Below are 15,984 nucleotides of genomic sequence, written 5' to 3' on the forward strand. Positions count from 1 at the left end.
CGGCGTCAGGCCGGGGCGCTCCGCCTCTCCCTCGACAGCAGCCACAGCAGGTAGACGCCGCCGAGGGCTCCGGTCACCAGTCCCACGGGGATCTGGAAGGGGGAGAGGAGGCGCTGGGCGAGCAGGTCGGCCGTGGCGAGGAGAAGCGCGCCCGTGACCATGGCCGATCCGACCGGAGCGCCGGGGGAGCGGGCGATCCTGCGTGCGAGCTGAGGGGCCGCCAGGGCGAGGAAGCCGATGGGCCCCGCGACGGCGATGGCCGCGCCGGCCAGGGCGACGCCGAGCAGCAGGGCGAGGGCGCGGATCCGCGGGACGTTCACCCCGAGGGCGCCCGCGGTGTCGTCCCCCATCTCCATGAGTCTCAGCGGTCTGCCCACGGCCAGCGCCGCCGCGGCGAGGACGGGCAGGGCGATCACCAGGGGGGTGATCTGGGGCCAGGAGATGGCGTTGAGGCTGCCGAAGGTCCAGGCCTTGGCGCTTTCCGCAGACTCCAGATCGGCCCGGGTGATGAGGTAGTCGTTGACCGAGGCGAGCATGGCGCCGATGGCGATGCCGGCGAGGACCAGCCGGTTGCCGGAGACTCCGCGCGGTGCGGTGAATCCGTACACGGCCGCCGCGGTGACCAGACCGCCGAGGACCGAGCCCGCGCCGACGCCCAGTCCGGCTGTGCCGCCGCCGGCCAGGATGACGACGAGCGCGCCGCTGGTGGAGCCGGTGGTGAACCCGATGACGTCCGGGCTGCCGAGCGGGTTGCGCGACAGGCTCTGGAACAGCGCGCCCGACAGGCCGAGGGCCGCTCCGACCAGGAGCGCCGCGCAGACGCGCGGCAGCCGCTGGCCGACGACGATGAAGCGGTCGGTGCCGGACCCGCCCCCGGTGAGTACGTCGACGATCTGGGCCGCACCGATCCGGTACGTACCGGTGAACAGGGTGAGCACCCAGACCGCCGCGCAGCCCAGCACCAGGACCGCTACGACGGCGGCGGCCCGCCCCGAGCAGCGCAGCGTGATCCCTCCGGGCAGCCGCAGCACCCGGGCCGGGGCGGTTGAACGACGCGGTGTGTTCACGCCTGGACCCGCCCGCGCCTGACGACCAGCCACAGCAGCGCCGGGGCCCCGATGAAGGCGGTGACGATACCGACCTCGATCTCGCCGGGGCGGGCGATCACCCGGCCCGCGATATCGCTGACGAGCAGCAGGATCGCGCCGCCCGGCAGGGAGAAGGCCAGCAGCCAGCGGAGGTCGGGGCCGAGCACCAGCCGCAGGACGTGCGGGACGACCAGTCCGACGAACGCGATCGGCCCGGCGGCGGCGGTCGAGGCGCCGCACAGCAGCATGATCGAGAGGAAGCCCGCCGCACGTACCCAGGGCACTCTGAGCCCGAGCGCCGTGCCGACGTCGTCGCCCAGCGCCAGGGCGTTCAGGGACGGGCCGAGCACGAGCGCGATCACCGCTCCGGCGACGACGAAGGGGACGATGGCGGTGAGGGCTTCCGTACCCCGGTTCTCCAGCGCTCCCACCACCCAGAAGCGATAGGAGTCGAAGGCCGCGGTGTTGAACATGGTGAGGATGCCGGTACAGGCCCCGAGACTCGCCGACAGCGCCGCACCCGCCAGCACGAGCCGGGTGTGGTGGTGGGACCTCGTGGCGCCCGAAGTGAGCGCGAAGACGAGCAGGGCGGCCAGGACCGCTCCGGCGAACGCGAACCAGATGTAGCCGGACACTCCGGTGACGCCGAATCCGGCGATGGCGATCACCACCGCGAAGGACGCGCCGGAGTTGACGCCCACGATGCCCGGCTCGGCGAGCGGGTTACGGGTGAGGGCCTGCATGACCACACCGGCCACGGCCAGCGCCGCCCCGACGAGGACGGCCAGGGCGGTACGGGGCATCCGCAACTGCCGGACGATGATGGCCTCCGCGCTCCCGTCGTCCTGGAACAGGACGCGCCATACGGTCCCCAGTGGCACGCTCCGGGCGCCGACGCCCAGGCTGACCAGGACGAGCAGTACGACGATGCCGAGGCAGACCACCAGGACCGCGAGCCGGTTCCCGCCCCGGAGCCGGCCGGTCCGCGGTGTGCCGGGCCGCCGGCCGCCTGGGGGCGGCGGCGGATGCGCGGAATCCCCGCCTCCGGATATGTGATCTATCGCATGACTGCCATACCTACTCGTCGACACTTAGGGAAGCCTAAGCTAATCGACCGTGAACCGCTTCCGTGATCTCCATCTCACCCGTCTCATCAGCGGCGTTGTCGTAGCCGGCGCCCTGTCGCTCAGCGGCTGCTCCGCGAACTCGAACGCCTCCTCGGGTGGCGGTCCGGCCGAAGCCCCCTCGGCCGCATCGACCCACACCGCGCCCCGCTCCGTGCCCAAGGGCATGGGAAGCGGCAAACCGGACGGTGAATTCCCGCGCACCGTCAGCCACTTCGAGGGCAGGACCACCATCAAGGCCGAACCCAGGAAGGTCGTGGTGATCTCCACCGGCCAGGCCGACGCGCTGCTCACGCTCGGTACGGTTCCGGCCGGCTCGACCCGGGGCGACGGCGCCGATCTCGTACCCCAATACCTCATGGACGACTTTCCCGAGGACGCCGCTCAGCTGGCGAAGGTCGCCGACGTGGGCTCCCGTGTCGACCCCGACCTGGAGACCATCGCGAACATCGAGCCGGATCTGATCCTGATGAACACCGCCGGCAAGAACGCCAAGAGCCTCTACACCGCCCTGAGCGCCCTGGCGCCCACCGTCGCCACGCAGGGCACCGGGCTGTACTGGAAGCAGGACTTCCTGCTCGTCGCCGACGGGCTCGGCAGGACCGGGCAAGCGCAGGAGTTCCTCGACAGCTTCCACGCCGACGCCGCGCGCCTGGGCCCGTCGCTCGACAAGCCGGTGACCGTGTCCTTCCTGCGGCTGAACGGTGACCGCCTGCGGGTCTTCGGCGTGCCCTCGTTCACCGGCGGCATCGCCGAGGACGCCGGGCTCGGGCGGCCCGAGAGCCAGCGGTTCGACGAGACCTCACAGGACATCAGCAACGAGCAGCTGGACCGTGCCGACGCCGACTGGCTCTTCTACGGAGTCCAGGGCAGCGCGGCCAAGGCGTCTGCCCTCACCGGGGCGCCGCTCTGGCCGACGCTGTCCGCGGTCGCGGGCAAGACCGCGATACCGGTCGACGACGACGTCTTCTACCTCAACACCGGCCCCACGGCGGCCCGCGACGTCCTGGCCGTACTCAAGAAGGACCTCACGACGACGCGATGAGGCGGGACACCCGCGCAGAACCGGGCCCCGCTCCTCCCGGAGCGGGGCCCGGTGGCCGTCAGCCTATGAAGATCTCGGTGACGGACCAGATGGCGAGGCCGAGCATGCACAGGCCGCCGATGCGCTGGACGGTCTTGAGCGGGACGCGGGTGGCGATGAAGCGGCCGGCGAGGAGCGCCAGCGCGGAGACGGACATCAGGGCGGCGGCCGAACCGATGGCGGTCGACCAGGTGCCGTTGCTGGCGGCGAGGTTGGCGGTGGTGATCTGGGTCAGATCCCCCCACTCACTGATGAAGACGGCCATGAAAGCGGTGGAGTAGACGGGCCAGAAGCCGGTCACGGTCTTGCTCTCCGTGTCCTCGTCATCGTTGTCGCCTCCGCTGCGCAGCAGCATGAAGGCGCCGAAGGCGAAGAGGACGGCGGAGACGAGCTTGACGATCCAGTCGGGCAGGAGGCCGATCAGGCTGCCAGCCCCGACGGCGATGGCGACATGCACGATGAACGCCGTCGACGTACCGAACCAGACGTAGAGGGGGCGCATGCGCGTACCCATGGCCAGGGACGCGAACATGGTCTTGTCGGGGAGCTCCGCAAGGAAGATCAGCCCGAAGGCGGTGAGGATCGCCAGGGGGTCGAGATGCATTCCGGGTGGCTTTCTCTGAGGGCCGGACCCGGATCTTCGCGAAGCACCGTCAGGAGCCAGGAGGACCACTCGGCCCGGCACGACGGTGGTGCCCGCGGGACGCGGACACGTCAATGCCTGACCGAAGGTCTCGCCCGCCCGCCGGATCGGCGGGCCCGGCCACCGGGAACCCGAGGGCTCCAGTGTGTCGACGACCGGTTCGCGGGGCTACTCCCCTTCGCAGCCGCTCACGATACCCCATTCGATGAGGACGCTGTCACCGGTGTGGGGTACGTCGGACGGCTCTGCCAGGTGGCCCGGTGCCGGGCGGTGCCGTGTAGTGGGGGGTGCGGCCGTGATCAGGCGGCCGGAGTGCTGCCCCCCGGGGTGGCCGGATCAGAGGAGTCATTGATGAGGAGCAATACCAGGACAGCCACCGCCGTGGCCACGGCCCTACTGTGCGCCGCGGCGCTCGCCGGATGTTCCGACAGCGGGAGCGGATCGTCCGTGAACGAGCAGCCGGCGGACTTCGCGACAGCCTCCGGGAGCGCGTCGACCTCCCCCTCGATGAGCTCGTCCGCGCCGTCCCCGGATGCCGGGAAGGTGTCCGCCAAGACCGGGCCGCTCGGGAAGGTCCTGGTCGACTACAAGGGCCGCACCCTCTACATCTTCGAAGCGGACAAGACCAGCAAGTCCACCTGCGACGGGGACTGCGCCATGGACTGGCCGCCGCTGGTCATCACCGCCAAGCCGCAGGCCGACAAGGGGGGCGTCAAGCAGAGCCTGCTGTCCACCAGCACCCGCAGCGACGGCAAGAAGCAGGTCACGTACGACGGTCACCCCCTGTACCGGTTCGAGCCCGACAAGAAGGCCGACGAGTTCAACGGCCAGGGCCTGACCGCCTTCGGCGCCAAGTGGTACGTCATCGGCACCGACGGCAAGAAGATCACCACCCCGCTCCCGAGCTCCAGCGGTTCGGCCAGCCCCAGCACCACCTCGGCGAGCCCCAGCGGCTCGGCGAGCTCCAGCAGCTACTGACCCTGAGCAGGGCCGGGGCCCGACAGCCCGGAGGGACCATGCCGCTCCCGCACCGCGCCGGACGCACACGCCTCGCGGCCGCCCTCGCCGCTGTCTGCGTCACCACCCTCGCAGGCTGTTCCGGCGGCGGCAGCAGCTCGCCCGCGTCCACCACGCCCGCTCCCTCCGCCGGCGGGAAGGTGGAGATCACCATCGACAACTTCACGTTCATGCCCGCCGCACTTACCGTGGCCCCGGGCACGAAGGTCACGGTGACCAACAAGGACAGCGTCACGCACACCCTGACCGCCGTCACCGGCAGAGCCTTCAACACCGGCGACATCGCCGCCGGGAAGACGGCCACCTTCACCGCGCCCGCCAGAGCCGGCACCTACAGCTACATGTGCACCATCCACCCCTTCATGAAGGGCACCCTCACCGTCCGTTGACCCCTCGGAGCCCCTGACCGAGGTGCGGCCCGGTCGAAAGAGGAAACGCAGACCGGGGCAGGCGGTGCGGGCCGTCGCCGTACCGGCCCCGCCCGCGCTCTGGCGCGAGGCCGAGGAGTTCATCCGTACGCATCACCACGAGGAGCCAACACGCCGAGTCGGTGCGCTTTCTGCACCATGTGGAGGGCGAGGCACGCAAGGGCCGTGACGTACACGCCGATTGGGCCTGGATCGTGCCGCCTATGTCAGGGGCGACGACCCCCGTCTTCCACCGTACGTACGACGCGACCGAGCTTCGCCCGGGTTTCGTACATCATCCCGAGGCACTGGACCGCGCGCGCGGCGAATCGTTTGGCCCCGGGTCATGAGCGGGACAGGCGCAGACGGCCGGCCGCCCCGGACATACGCGGCGGGCCGGGCGGCCCGGCAGGTCCGGGGCGAGCGGTTCGGTTATTCGGCGTCGATACCGGTGATGACAGGCTCTCCGAGAGGCGCGGTCCGGATGGTGAACCCCGCTTTGTCGAGGGCGTCGCTCGCGATCCGCCGGGCCTCCTCTCCCGCCGCGTTCGAATCGTCGGCCTCGACTTCGAGCCGGACGGTGAACGTGGACTGCTCACTGTCGACGGACAGCAGGTCCAGGTCTTCGGCCGCTCCGAAGTCGGTGCCCTTCGGATCCGCGGGCCGGAGGGCTCCGACCAGAATTGACCGGGCCTCGTCGGTCAGCGCCTCTTTCAGCGTGCCGGGGATCGTCACTACGTAGGTGGTCATACTCAACATTTGTCCAGCACCGCGCCCGACACACCCGTCCGCGCCCGACACGCCACGGGTGCGCTCACGCCGCCGGCCACGCGTGCGTGGCCGGCGGGGCGTGGTGCCGGGGGCAGGGTCAGTGGCTGGGGCGGCCCCGCTTGTCGCCGAGGTCCTGGTCGGTGCGGCCCGGGTCGTACTCGATCTGTTCCTTGCGGACCTCGGAGGCGACATCCGTCTCCTCGGTCACCTTCTCCGTCTCCATGCGTACGCGCTCGACGGCAACGGTCTCCTTCCGGATGACCGGCTGGTCCGCGTGCAGGGTCACTTCGGTCTGGGCCTCTCCGATGATCGAGCGGCCGGCGCCGCCGGGCTCGCCGGGGGCGATCGGTTCGTGGATGACGCGGACTTCCTCGTGGCTGAGGGGTACGGACGTGGTGACGTTCTCGGTCACGACGATCTTGCGCAGCCGGGCCCGGCCGACCTCGTGCTCCTCGGTGGTGATGTGCAGCTGCTCCTCCGACCGTATGAGCTCTTCGCTCTGGTGGCGGGAGGCGTCCTCCTGGCTGCCACGGGCGGCGGTGCCCCTCATCCCGGCCCCCGCCCCGGCTCCGGCCATTCCCGGGGTTCCCGCGGGTGTGGTGGCGGCGTCGGGCGGCATCCCTGTGCCGGACGTCATTCCCGAGCTCGCGCCGGAGCCCTTGCCCGTCGCCGCACCCATGCCGGCGGCCGCACCGGTCCCCATGCCGGCGCTCGTCCCCATGCCGCCGCTGGTGCCGGTCCCTGTACGCGTGCCCATGCCGCCCCCCGTGCCGGTGATGCCGTAGTGCTGGTAGAGCTGCTGCTCCTGGCTGGGGTCCAGATGCTCGTCGGCGTCCAGGCGCGGTGCGTCCTTGACGGTCTCCTTGGGGTACGGGACGTGGAGGTTCTCGCCGTCGCGCCGGGCGCCGGCCAGGGGGACGAGACTCTCCTTCATACCGAAGAGGCCGGTTTTCACGGTCACCCACTCCGGGCGGCTCGTGCGGTCGTCGACGTACACATGGCCGACGTTGCCGATCTTGTCGCCGTCCTGGTCGTACGCGGTCAGGCCGTTCAGCTCGTTGGGGTTGTTGAAGACGCCGTCCGCTGACATCAGCGATCACTCCTCGCGTGGGGGAAGCACGGCTGCGGGGCCGGACACTCACGGCCAGGTCCCTCACGGTCAGTCGCGCACCCGTCCATCGCGCCTCCGTGCGGGGCTCACGGCAACCGGGGGAGAGCCCGGTCACGGCCGCGGTTCGCCCTCCGGGCAGCGCTCACCCGCATGGAGCGCACCGTCGGCACTATCCGCCATTCGGGTGAATGCCGGATCGGAGGGGACCTGGGGAATCCGGCGCGCCGGGACGCTGTGGACTGCCCGCGTTCCCCGTTCTCCGGTCATCCTTGACTGAGGGAGCAGACGGACTGGGGGAGCAGACGGATTCCCGGGGAGCGGGACCGGACCGACGGAGAGCGTGGGCAAGCCTGTGGAACGTATCGGGGTCGTGGTCCACCAGGGCCGCGCGGCGGCCGTCGAGGCGGCCCGCACCGTCCACGCCTGGTGCGAGGCGCGAGGTATCCCGTGCAAGGAGATCGATGTGTGGAAGGAGCACGAACCGCGGCACGGCGGCCAGGAAGAGGCCTCGTTGGCGGGCAACCCCGACCTTGTCGTCACGCTCGGCGGGGACGGCACCTTCCTGCGCGGGGCACGGATCGCCGCCACGAACGACGCCGCGGTGCTCGGGGTCGACCTGGGCCGGGTGGGCTTCCTCACCGAGGTGCCCGCCGAGGGGGTCACGAAGGCCCTGGACGCGGTCAACGAGGGCCGCGCGACGGTCGAGGAGCGGATGACCCTCACCATGCGCGCCTCGCGCGTACTGGAGATCCCGTCGGGCATGGAGGCGCTGCTGCACTACGGCCGCGGGCCGACGCTGCCGCCGCCGCACGTCCGGCCCGACACCACCGAGGGCGAGGGCTGGGGGGTGGCGCTCGATGTCACCGCCATCAACGACATCGTTCTGGAGAAGCTCGCCCGGGACCGTCAAGCGAGCCTGGGGGTCTATATCGCGGGCCGGCTCCTCGCGTCGTACTCGGCGGACGCCGTCATCGTCGCCACCCCGACCGGCTCGACCGCCTACAGCTTCGCCGCCGGGGGCCCGGTGCTCTCCCCGCACATGGACGCCGTGGTCTTCACCCCGGTGGCGGCGCACATGACCTTCAACCGCACGGTGGTGGCCGCTCCCGACGAGCCGGTGGCGCTGCGGGTACTGCACCACTCCGGGCAGGTGGCGGTCAGTATCGACGGCCAGTTGCGGGGGGTGCTGGATCCGGGGGACTGGGTCGGGGTGTACGGGGCCAGGCAACGGCTGCGCCTGGTCCGGCTGGGCCCCACCGACTTCTACACCAGACTGCGCGAGCGTTTCCGGCTCACCGACGCCCCCGCCACGGCGGCCGACGGCGAGTCCTCCCCGCTCTTCCGCCCCGACAGCCCGGTGCCGTACGACCTGGCCCATCTGCGCCTGCCCCCGCCGCCGTCCCGCCGCTGACGACTCCGCCGGCGGGCGTGGCCGGTTGGCGCCACGGTGACCCGCGGGGCGGACAACTCCCCTACCGTTGAAAGGGCATCAGATGACGGTCGCGGGGCATCTGATGATCGACTCTGCTCCTTCTCACCCGTGGAGACCGACGTGCTGCTGGCTCACCCTGTCATCCTGCGCAACCTGGTGAAGCGTTACGAAGCCCTGGCCGTACAGCATGCCGAAAGGGGAAGCGCCACCGCAGGCCAGGAGTTCAGGGACGTCGCCTACATGCTCTGCGTCGCCACCGGCACCAGTGATACCGACGCGGCGCTGGTCGCCGCCAGGTACCAACTGCCCGGCGCGCGGGTGGCGGACGACTCGTCGCTGAGTGGCTGAGCGCAGCCCGCTGCCGTTCTCAGTCTCAGTTGGTCCAGTGCCGGCAGCCGAGGCTGATCAGCCGCAACTGGCGCCGCGCGACCGACGTCACATGCTCTTCCGCGCCTGCCCCCTCCTCCGAACGTGGCGTCCTCGTCGAACGTCCTGAGGCTCACGGAGCTTGAGCCGCTTCAACCGACGTGACGGTTGATCAACGGAGTCACCGCTGATCATCACGTTAGGGTGTCCGGCATGAGCCGCACAGTGTTGAACGATGCCACGATGCACTACGACGACCAGGGGCCGTCGGACGGTCTGCCGGTTGTCCTCGTTCATGGTCATCCGTTCAACCGCACGCTGTGGGCGCCGTCGGCCAAGGCACTGGAGGCGGCCGGATACCGCGTGATCGCCCCGGATCTGCGCGGCTACGGCGACAGCAGCGTCACCCCCGGCAAAGTCTTCCTCTCCGATTTCGCAGACGACATCGCCGCCCTCCTCGACCACCTGGGCGTGGAGCGTGCGGTCATCGGTGGGGTATCCATGGGCGGCCAGATCACCATGGAGTTCCAGCGCCGCTACCCGCAGCGGGTGCGGGCCCTCGTGCTGTCCGACACATCCGCGCCCGCCGAGACCGAGGAGGGCAAGGAGTTCCGCAACCGCCTGGCCGATCGGTTGCTGGCTGAGGGCATGGACGGGTACGCGGGCGAGGTGATCGACAAGATGCTGGCCACGTACAACGTCACCGCCCTGCCGGACGTGGCGGCACACGTTCTGGGCATGATGCGCGCCACCGACCCGCAGGGCGCCGCTGCCGCCCTGCGGGGCCGAGCCGAACGCCCCGACTACCGCGACACCCTCACCGCCGTCGAGACACCGGTCCTGATCGTGGTCGGCGTGGACGACGTCTACACCCCGATCAGCAACGCCGAGGACATCCACCACCTCATCCCGCACGCCACGCTGACCGTCATCGACCGGGCCGGTCACCTGCCCGGTGTCGAGCAGCCCGAGCAGTTCAACGCGGCGCTACTGGACTTCCTCAACACGCAGGTAGCCGACCGTGCGTGAAGCGCACCCGCTCCTCACCTTCTTCATAGACGCTGCCGACGGCCGCTTCCCGCCGGTCGACGGCCGGGTGACGGTGCTGCCGCCCCTGCCCGGGGGTCTCGAATGCTCGGTCGCCTTTACCGGTCACGCCGTCATCGCCACCGCCATGACCAGCCAGGCCGTATACGCCCAGGACCCCGACGGTTTCGGCGCGTCTCTCTCCCCGGACTTCCTGCGCCACCTCGCCGGTCCCAAGGGCTGGATCGGCGTTACCGACGCCACACTCACCGCCCGCGGGACCGGCGGCATCCCACGCCTGGCGGAGCTGACCGACGCGGATGACCATTCACGTGTCCGCCACGCCCGGCAACTGCGGACCAACGTCCAGGTCTACGGTGACGACCGCGGCCTCATCACCCTGGCCGACGGCCTCGCCGGGCGACGGGAGTTGAGCATCGAACTCCACCGCACTCAGGACAGCGGCCCAGGGCACGGGCGGGCGCTCCTCGCCGATGCCCTCTCGCTGGTCCCGGAAGGCAAACCGGTCTTCGCCGCCGTTTCGCCAGGCAACGCCCGCTCCCTGCGTGCCTTCCTCGCCTGCGGTTTCACTCCCATCGGCAGCGAGATTCTGCTGCGTCCCGCGCGGGGATAACCCGCCTCGGCCGCCGAAGTCGGTCGTCTGCCGGACGACAATTACTTCGGTGCGCGGTGGTCCCGCCGAGTGCTGGACCGCACCCTTGGCGTCAGCAGGTACTTTTCGATGAAAGCGTCATAGCCGGCGTCGCGTACGCGCCGATCCTGACCCCCAAGAGCCCGCCCCGATTGCCTGACGAAGCTGCGGCGGAAGTACTCGCGGGGGTTGAGGTCCAGCTTGGGCTTTTCCGTGGCAGCGCCCTTGGTGCGGGTGGTGAAGGCGTGTCGATTGTCGATGCGCTTGGGTACCGGTCCAAGGTGCCGCTGAGGATGAGGCGCACTCCGAAATGCCGTCCGTCAGGCGAGGACCTTCAGTAGCCGCTCACCCAGAATCGCGGCAGAGTGGGGATTCTGCCCAGTGACCAGGTTGCGGTCCTCCACCATGTACGGCTCCCAGATCGGGCCACGGCTGTACTCGACGCCGATCTTCTCCTTCAGGTCGGTCTCCAGCAGCCACGGCGCCCTGGAGGCGATGCCGACGGCTTCTTCCTCCTCGTTGGTGAAGCAGGAAACCTTGTACCCCTTGAAGGGCGATTCACCGTGGATCCTGGTGGCCAGAATGGCGGACGGGCCGTGGCACACGATGAAGAGCGGATTGCCCGAGGTGAGCTGCGCCGTCAGCAGCCTGCCCACGTCCGCGTCCCAGGCGAGGTCGGACATCGGGCCGTGGCCTCCCGGAAGGTAGACCGCGTCGTAGTCCTCAAGGCGGACGTCCGACACCTTGAGCGGCCGTCGCATCACCTCCGCGTCGCGGATGATCGCCTCCAGGTCGAGCGCCCCTTGCTCCCCGCCGGTCATCGAAGGGCGCAAGCTCATCATGTCGACGTTCGGGATCGTGCCGCCCGGTGTCGCGACAACCACCTCATGACCGGAGTCCGTGAGCAGCTTGTACGGGTTCGCGAACTCCTCGGCCCAGTATCCGGTCGCGTACCTGGTGCCGTCCTTGAGCACCCAGTACGTCGCACCGCTCACTATGAAAAGGATCTTCGCCATCGCTCATCCGCCTCCACTCGAACGATTTGCTCCTTTTAGCCTAATCACGCACTCGATCGGGCGCATGCCCTTACGGATCCTGCTGCTGTCGATGACGCTGTTGCCCGATACGCACAGCGGTACGGGCGCATGCCGGCCCCGGACCCTGAGCGCGTCGTGATCGGGATATCGGTAGAACGAGCTATGGGGCAGACGGCGCTTTCCCGGCCGAAGGCCGCAGAAGCTACCGCCCAACACGCTCGCGTGCGGCAGTACGCTCCGTGACGGTCGGCAGCCATTCGACGGTCAGCTCCCCGTGACGTCCTTGAGGTCGGCGCGTAGCTGGAGGACGCTGCGGTGGGTGCGCAGGTCGCGGCGCTGAGGGTCTGCTCGATGTCATCGCGGCGCGCGGTCCTGCTGACCCTGTGCCGCTCGGCGACAGCACCGGCGGCCCCCGGGGTGGCCGATAGCATGACCGGGCCCGGCCGCCACCTCTGCGACGGCCCCGCGTCCTGCGAGAGGACCTCACAGTGAGCCAGCAGCGCCCCGCCCGCGCGGCGGTGTTCTCGGCCGGGTCCTGGGGTACCGCCGTCGCCAAGGTCTTGGCCGACGCCGGCACCGACGTCACCGTGCACGCCCGCCGGGACGAGATCACCGACGCGATCAACAGCAGCCACCGGAACCCGGTCTACTTCCCGGACATCGAGCTGCCCGCATCCCTGGTGGCCATGACCGATCCGGCCGCCGCGCTGGACGGCGCGGACTACCTCGTGATTTCCATCCCCGCACAGTCCCTAAGGGCCAGCCTCGCGGCGTGGGTACCGCACATCGGTCCGGACACCGCGATCGTGTCGCTGATGAAGGGCATCGAGCTTGGCACCGCGAAGCGGGCAAGCGAGGTCATCGCCGAGGTGACCGGCGTACCCGCGAACCGGATCGCGGTGATGTCGGGGCCGAACCTCGCCCGGGAGATCGTCGCCGGCCGGCCCGCCGCCGCCACCGTCGCCTGTGCGGACGAGGCTGTAGCCCGCGCCTTCCAGACGGCCTGCCAGACCTCGTACTTCCGGCCCTACACCAGCACCGACGTGATCGGCTGCGAGCTCGGGGGCGCGGTGAAGAACGTGATCGCGCTCGCGGTCGGCATCGCCACCGGCATGCAGCTGGGCCACAACGCGGCGGCCATGCTCATCACCCGGGGCCTGGCGGAGACCACCCGGCTGGCCACGGTCCTGGGCGCCGATCCGGCCACCCTCGCCGGGCTGACCGGCATGGGCGACCTGACGGCCACCTGTCTGTCCCCGCTCTCGCGCAACCGCACCTTCGGTACCCACCTCGGCCGCGGCCTGACCGTCGCTCAGGCCGCGGCCGCCACGCGGCAGACCACCGAAGGTGTCAAGAGCGCGGAGGCGATTCTCGACCTCGCCCGCGCCCACGAGATCGATATGCCGATCACGGAGATCATCTCCGCACTGCTGCACGAGAAGATCACCCTCGACGAGGCCGCCGCCGCGCTGATGCGGCGGCCCCCGAAACCCGAGCGCTGACCCCGGCGCCCCGCCATGGGGCTCGCTCCCGCACCCTCACCCTCCCGTACCGGAGGCTTCAGTCATGCAGGCGCCGGCTGTCCGCTGTCCAGCTCGTCGTGACCCTCGCCCTGGTGATGTGGCTGGTCACCGGTTCGGACACGGCCGCATCCTGTCCGTACGGGGCGAGCAGCCCATCGTGGCCTCGTTGATCGCCAGGAACAGCGTTTGCCGACCGGTTCCGAAGGCAGTTGGTGATCACCTGACTCGTGGATGTCGATGAGAAATGACGGTACTACCGGATCGCGAACGCGCGACGGCCAGCCGCTCGTCAGGGCGACCGGCCGTCCCACCCGCAGCTATGCCGTCTCCGACACCGAGTGGGCCAAATACCTCGAAGACGCCCTCGACAACGTCAAGTTCCGCAAGATCAAAGACCTTTACGAGCGCCACTCCTCAGGCGAGGAGATCGGATTCGGGCCTGGCGCTGAACGCGTCAAGGACGCCTTCGACCAGATCGGCGCCACGGTCAAGGCCCGCAACGGCGACGCCCGCACCGCCGACACGCTCTTGCGCACCACGCGGATCCACATCCGCTTCGGCATGCTCAACAACTGCACTGCCGACCAGACAAACCCTGTCGGCGCCGTCTGCCTCGAGAACGTGATCATCCCCGAAGGACACATCGGTCCTCTCGACGAACGCTGCCGGCCCGACCGATGCGCGAACAGCATGATCCGCCCCCGGTCGACGTGCTCGAGGTCGCGCACCACGGCTCGCGCTTCCAGCATTCGGGGCTGCTCCACGGCGTCCGTCCCCGGCTCGCCCTGATCTCCGCGGGGCGGGGCAACCCGTACGGACACCCCGTGCCCCGGACCGTCGACGCGCTGCGCGCCGGGGGAGCGAGGGTGCTGCGTACGGACACGGACGGGGCAATCGCGGTGACGGGCACGGGCGCCGGAGGGCGAGTGGTGGTGCGAGGGGCTCTGGCACAGATCTTGGGGAGCGGTCGCGGAGCGTCACTGCGGTGTTCGATCGCAATGACTCAGATGCGCGTGAGACCGCGTACGCCTTCCCGCCTCACGGCCGGGAATGACGCTCCGTCAGCAAGAACGGGTGTGATCACAGCAGCGAAGCGACTGGCCTGGTGACCCTCCGCGACCGCTCGCAAAGATCTGTGCCAGAGCCCAGTTCACACGTAGAAAGCCAGTCTGTACCCTTCGTCCATGAGATGTCGCGTTCGCGTCCCCTCCTGGAGGGTGCTGCTATGCCTCGCGGCCGTTGTCCTTGCGATGCCGGGCTGGTATGCGACCCGCACCGTGCGGCCACACTGCGCGATCACCGTCAGCGCCCCTCCAACCGACAGCCGCGGGAACCGGCTGCTGACCATCGTGAACTGGAAGCGATGGACTGCTGAGCAACGCACCGATGCGGCCTACTGGTTCGCGGTTGGCACGGGCCGCTGCAAGTCGCCTGAACCTCGCTGGCGTCAGTGGATCGGCTGAGTCTGTCAGACGGCGGGGCGTACGCGGTCTCACGAACGAGCAGCCAACCCACAATCAAACACCGCGGTGACGCTCCGCGACCGCTCCCCAAGATCTGTGCCAGAGCCGGTGCGAGGGGAGCGTGAGCGCTTGTAGGCCGGGACCGGGACGGGCCTCGGTCCGGGGACCTAGGACCAGCGACGCGTAGCTCGGCGGTGTGCGGGCGGGTGAGACTGGGCGCATGGATTCATCGCAGCTCACCGCCGCCTATCTGCATCGGATCGGTGCCACCCGCCCCGCGCTCCCCGATGGCGCCGCCCTGCGTGAGCTGCAGTTGCGGCATTTGCGCTCCGTGCCGTTCGAGAACCTCTCCATCCATCTCGGCGAGGACATCGTGCTCGAAGAGGAGGCACTCGTACGCAAGGTTGTGGAGCGGCACCGGGGCGGCTTCTGCTACGAACTCAACGGGGCGTTCGCCGCGCTCCTGCGCGACCTCGGCTTCCGGGTCACGCTCGTCCAGGCCCGGGTCCTGGGCCCGGAGGGCCGGACCGGCATTCCGTACGACCACCTCGCGCTGCTCGTGGAGACTGTGGCGGACAACGCGCCTGGCGGCGCACGCCGTTGGCTCGCCGACGTCGGTTTCGGCGACCACAGCCACCGCCCCCTCGACCTCGACGAGCGCGGGGATCAGCAGGACCCGGGCGGCACATTCCGTATCGTCCCGGCGCCCGACGGCGATCTGGACGTTCTCAGGGACGGCGTGGCGCAGTACCGCCTCGAAGTGCGGCCCCGCGTCCTCGCCGACTTCGAGGCCGGAGCCTGGTACCACAGCACCTCACCGGCCTCGCACTTCACCTCCTCGCTCGTCTGCTCCCTGCTCACCGACGACGGGCGCCTGACCCTCAGCGGCGATCGGCTCGTCATCACCGCGCACGGTGTCCGCCAGGAGCGGCCGCTGTCCGGGGAGGACGAGATCCTGGCCGCCTACCGGGATCATTTCGGGCTGCGGCTCGACCGGGTGCCCGTGCTCCGACGGCCGGACTGAGTGGCTAGGCGGTCCAAAGCCCGCCATCTCTTTTTCCTCGTGAGGGGCGATCAGAGGCGCGACCTCGTCGGCCCGGCCCGGCACCCCGTTCCGGGACACGCCCGACACACCCGAGCCGGGGATGGGCGGGAAGGGCTCGCCCACCCCCGGGCGGCGGAGATCAAGACGGGAGTTGGCGGGCGGCCGTCGTCACCCGGTGCGAGGCGTCGAGAAGAA

Annotated in this window: 17 protein-coding genes and 1 pseudogene; 12 read left to right on the top strand and 6 right to left on the bottom strand. The window is 70.0% G+C overall.

Annotated features, from left to right (window positions below):
• Nucleotides 1-5 precede the first annotated feature (5 nt).
• Both ACFVWW_RS27280 and ACFVWW_RS27285 read right to left on the bottom strand, forming a co-directional pair.
• Nucleotides 6-1,067 carry a FecCD family ABC transporter permease gene (locus ACFVWW_RS27280; protein WP_386878124.1) on the bottom strand — a complete coding sequence of 354 codons (1,062 nt, stop codon included), beginning with the start codon at nt 1,065-1,067 and terminating at the stop codon, nt 6-8.
• Nucleotides 1,064-2,179: a FecCD family ABC transporter permease gene (locus ACFVWW_RS27285; protein WP_386878125.1), complete on the bottom strand. Its 1,116-nt coding sequence runs from the start codon at nt 2,177-2,179 to the stop codon at nt 1,064-1,066. Before ACFVWW_RS27285 ends, ACFVWW_RS27280 begins: the two co-directional genes overlap by 4 nt.
• 25 nt (nt 2,180-2,204) lie before the next feature.
• Between ACFVWW_RS27285 and ACFVWW_RS27290 the strand changes: the two genes are divergently transcribed.
• The gene (locus tag ACFVWW_RS27290) at nt 2,205-3,257 is read left to right on the top strand and encodes an ABC transporter substrate-binding protein (protein ID WP_386878126.1); all 1,053 of its coding nucleotides are present in this window, start codon (nt 2,205-2,207) and stop codon (nt 3,255-3,257) included.
• Nucleotides 3,258-3,315: 58 nt separating this feature from the next.
• Here ACFVWW_RS27290 and ACFVWW_RS27295 read toward each other — a convergent pair whose 3' ends face one another.
• Nucleotides 3,316-3,900, bottom strand: a complete 585-nt coding sequence (locus ACFVWW_RS27295) for a TMEM165/GDT1 family protein (protein WP_384185764.1) — start codon at nt 3,898-3,900, stop codon at nt 3,316-3,318.
• A gap of 390 nt (nt 3,901-4,290) precedes the next feature.
• Between ACFVWW_RS27295 and ACFVWW_RS27300 the strand changes: the two genes are divergently transcribed.
• The 3 genes from ACFVWW_RS27300 (at nt 4,291) to ACFVWW_RS27310 (ending at nt 5,713) form a co-directional block, all read left to right on the top strand.
• The gene (locus ACFVWW_RS27300; protein WP_384334657.1) at nt 4,291-4,917 is read left to right on the top strand and encodes a hypothetical protein; all 627 of its coding nucleotides are present in this window, start codon (nt 4,291-4,293) and stop codon (nt 4,915-4,917) included.
• Between the two features lie 38 nt (nt 4,918-4,955).
• Complete coding sequence (locus ACFVWW_RS27305; protein WP_384185766.1) at nt 4,956-5,345, top strand: cupredoxin domain-containing protein; 390 nt, start codon at nt 4,956-4,958, stop codon at nt 5,343-5,345.
• Between the two features lie 131 nt (nt 5,346-5,476).
• Nucleotides 5,477-5,713 (top strand): nitric oxide synthase oxygenase, encoded by a 237-nt coding sequence (locus ACFVWW_RS27310; RefSeq protein WP_384334791.1) that lies wholly within the window; start codon nt 5,477-5,479, stop codon nt 5,711-5,713.
• An 82-nt stretch (nt 5,714-5,795) separates the two neighbouring features.
• On the opposite strand, the gene ACFVWW_RS27315 is transcribed toward ACFVWW_RS27310, so the two are convergent.
• Entirely contained in the window at nt 5,796-6,113 is a 318-nt protein-coding gene (locus tag ACFVWW_RS27315; protein ID WP_386878127.1) for a hypothetical protein, read from the bottom strand.
• Between the two features lie 118 nt (nt 6,114-6,231).
• The gene (locus ACFVWW_RS27320) at nt 6,232-7,224 is read right to left on the bottom strand and encodes a PRC and DUF2382 domain-containing protein (protein ID WP_386878128.1); all 993 of its coding nucleotides are present in this window, start codon (nt 7,222-7,224) and stop codon (nt 6,232-6,234) included.
• 361 nt (nt 7,225-7,585) lie between these two features.
• Here ACFVWW_RS27320 and ACFVWW_RS27325 point away from each other — a divergent pair, with 361 nt between their 5' ends.
• The 4 genes from ACFVWW_RS27325 to ACFVWW_RS27340 all read left to right on the top strand — a co-directional run bounded on the left by ACFVWW_RS27325 (nt 7,586) and on the right by ACFVWW_RS27340 (nt 10,703).
• Nucleotides 7,586-8,656: an NAD(+)/NADH kinase gene (locus tag ACFVWW_RS27325; RefSeq protein ID WP_386878129.1), complete on the top strand. Its 1,071-nt coding sequence runs from the start codon at nt 7,586-7,588 to the stop codon at nt 8,654-8,656.
• 141 nt (nt 8,657-8,797) lie between these two features.
• Nucleotides 8,798-9,025, top strand: a complete 228-nt coding sequence (locus ACFVWW_RS27330; protein WP_384334788.1) for a DUF5133 domain-containing protein — start codon at nt 8,798-8,800, stop codon at nt 9,023-9,025.
• A gap of 231 nt (nt 9,026-9,256) precedes the next feature.
• Nucleotides 9,257-10,072: an alpha/beta fold hydrolase gene (locus ACFVWW_RS27335; RefSeq protein ID WP_386878130.1), complete on the top strand. Its 816-nt coding sequence runs from the start codon at nt 9,257-9,259 to the stop codon at nt 10,070-10,072.
• A complete protein-coding gene (locus ACFVWW_RS27340; protein WP_386878131.1) occupies nt 10,065-10,703 on the top strand; it encodes a hypothetical protein in 639 nt (212 codons plus the stop codon). The genes ACFVWW_RS27335 and ACFVWW_RS27340 overlap by 8 nt, the downstream gene beginning before the upstream one ends.
• Nucleotides 10,704-11,041: 338 nt before the next feature.
• On the opposite strand, the gene ACFVWW_RS27345 is transcribed toward ACFVWW_RS27340, so the two are convergent.
• The gene (locus tag ACFVWW_RS27345; RefSeq protein WP_384185784.1) at nt 11,042-11,737 is read right to left on the bottom strand and encodes a type 1 glutamine amidotransferase domain-containing protein; all 696 of its coding nucleotides are present in this window, start codon (nt 11,735-11,737) and stop codon (nt 11,042-11,044) included.
• 509 nt (nt 11,738-12,246) lie between these two features.
• On the opposite strand from ACFVWW_RS27345, the gene ACFVWW_RS27350 reads away from it, so the two are divergent.
• The 4 genes and pseudogenes from ACFVWW_RS27350 (at nt 12,247) to ACFVWW_RS27365 (ending at nt 15,768) form a co-directional block, all read left to right on the top strand.
• Nucleotides 12,247-13,260 (top strand): NAD(P)H-dependent glycerol-3-phosphate dehydrogenase, encoded by a 1,014-nt coding sequence (locus tag ACFVWW_RS27350; RefSeq protein WP_386878132.1) that lies wholly within the window; start codon nt 12,247-12,249, stop codon nt 13,258-13,260.
• A 258-nt stretch (nt 13,261-13,518) separates the two neighbouring features.
• The gene (locus tag ACFVWW_RS27355; RefSeq protein WP_384334803.1) at nt 13,519-14,070 is read left to right on the top strand and encodes a hypothetical protein; all 552 of its coding nucleotides are present in this window, start codon (nt 13,519-13,521) and stop codon (nt 14,068-14,070) included.
• Nucleotides 13,980-14,219, top strand: a pseudogene (locus tag ACFVWW_RS27360) (ComEC/Rec2 family competence protein); the annotation flags it as partial. The gene ACFVWW_RS27355 and the pseudogene ACFVWW_RS27360, both read left to right, overlap by 91 nt.
• A 745-nt stretch (nt 14,220-14,964) precedes the next feature.
• The gene (locus ACFVWW_RS27365) at nt 14,965-15,768 is read left to right on the top strand and encodes an arylamine N-acetyltransferase (protein ID WP_386878133.1); all 804 of its coding nucleotides are present in this window, start codon (nt 14,965-14,967) and stop codon (nt 15,766-15,768) included.
• The last annotated feature ends 216 nt before the right edge of the window (nt 15,769-15,984 follow it).

This window comes from Streptomyces sp. NPDC058198 (assembly GCF_042882605.1).
Taxonomy (GTDB): Bacteria; Actinomycetota; Actinomycetes; order Streptomycetales; family Streptomycetaceae; genus Streptomyces.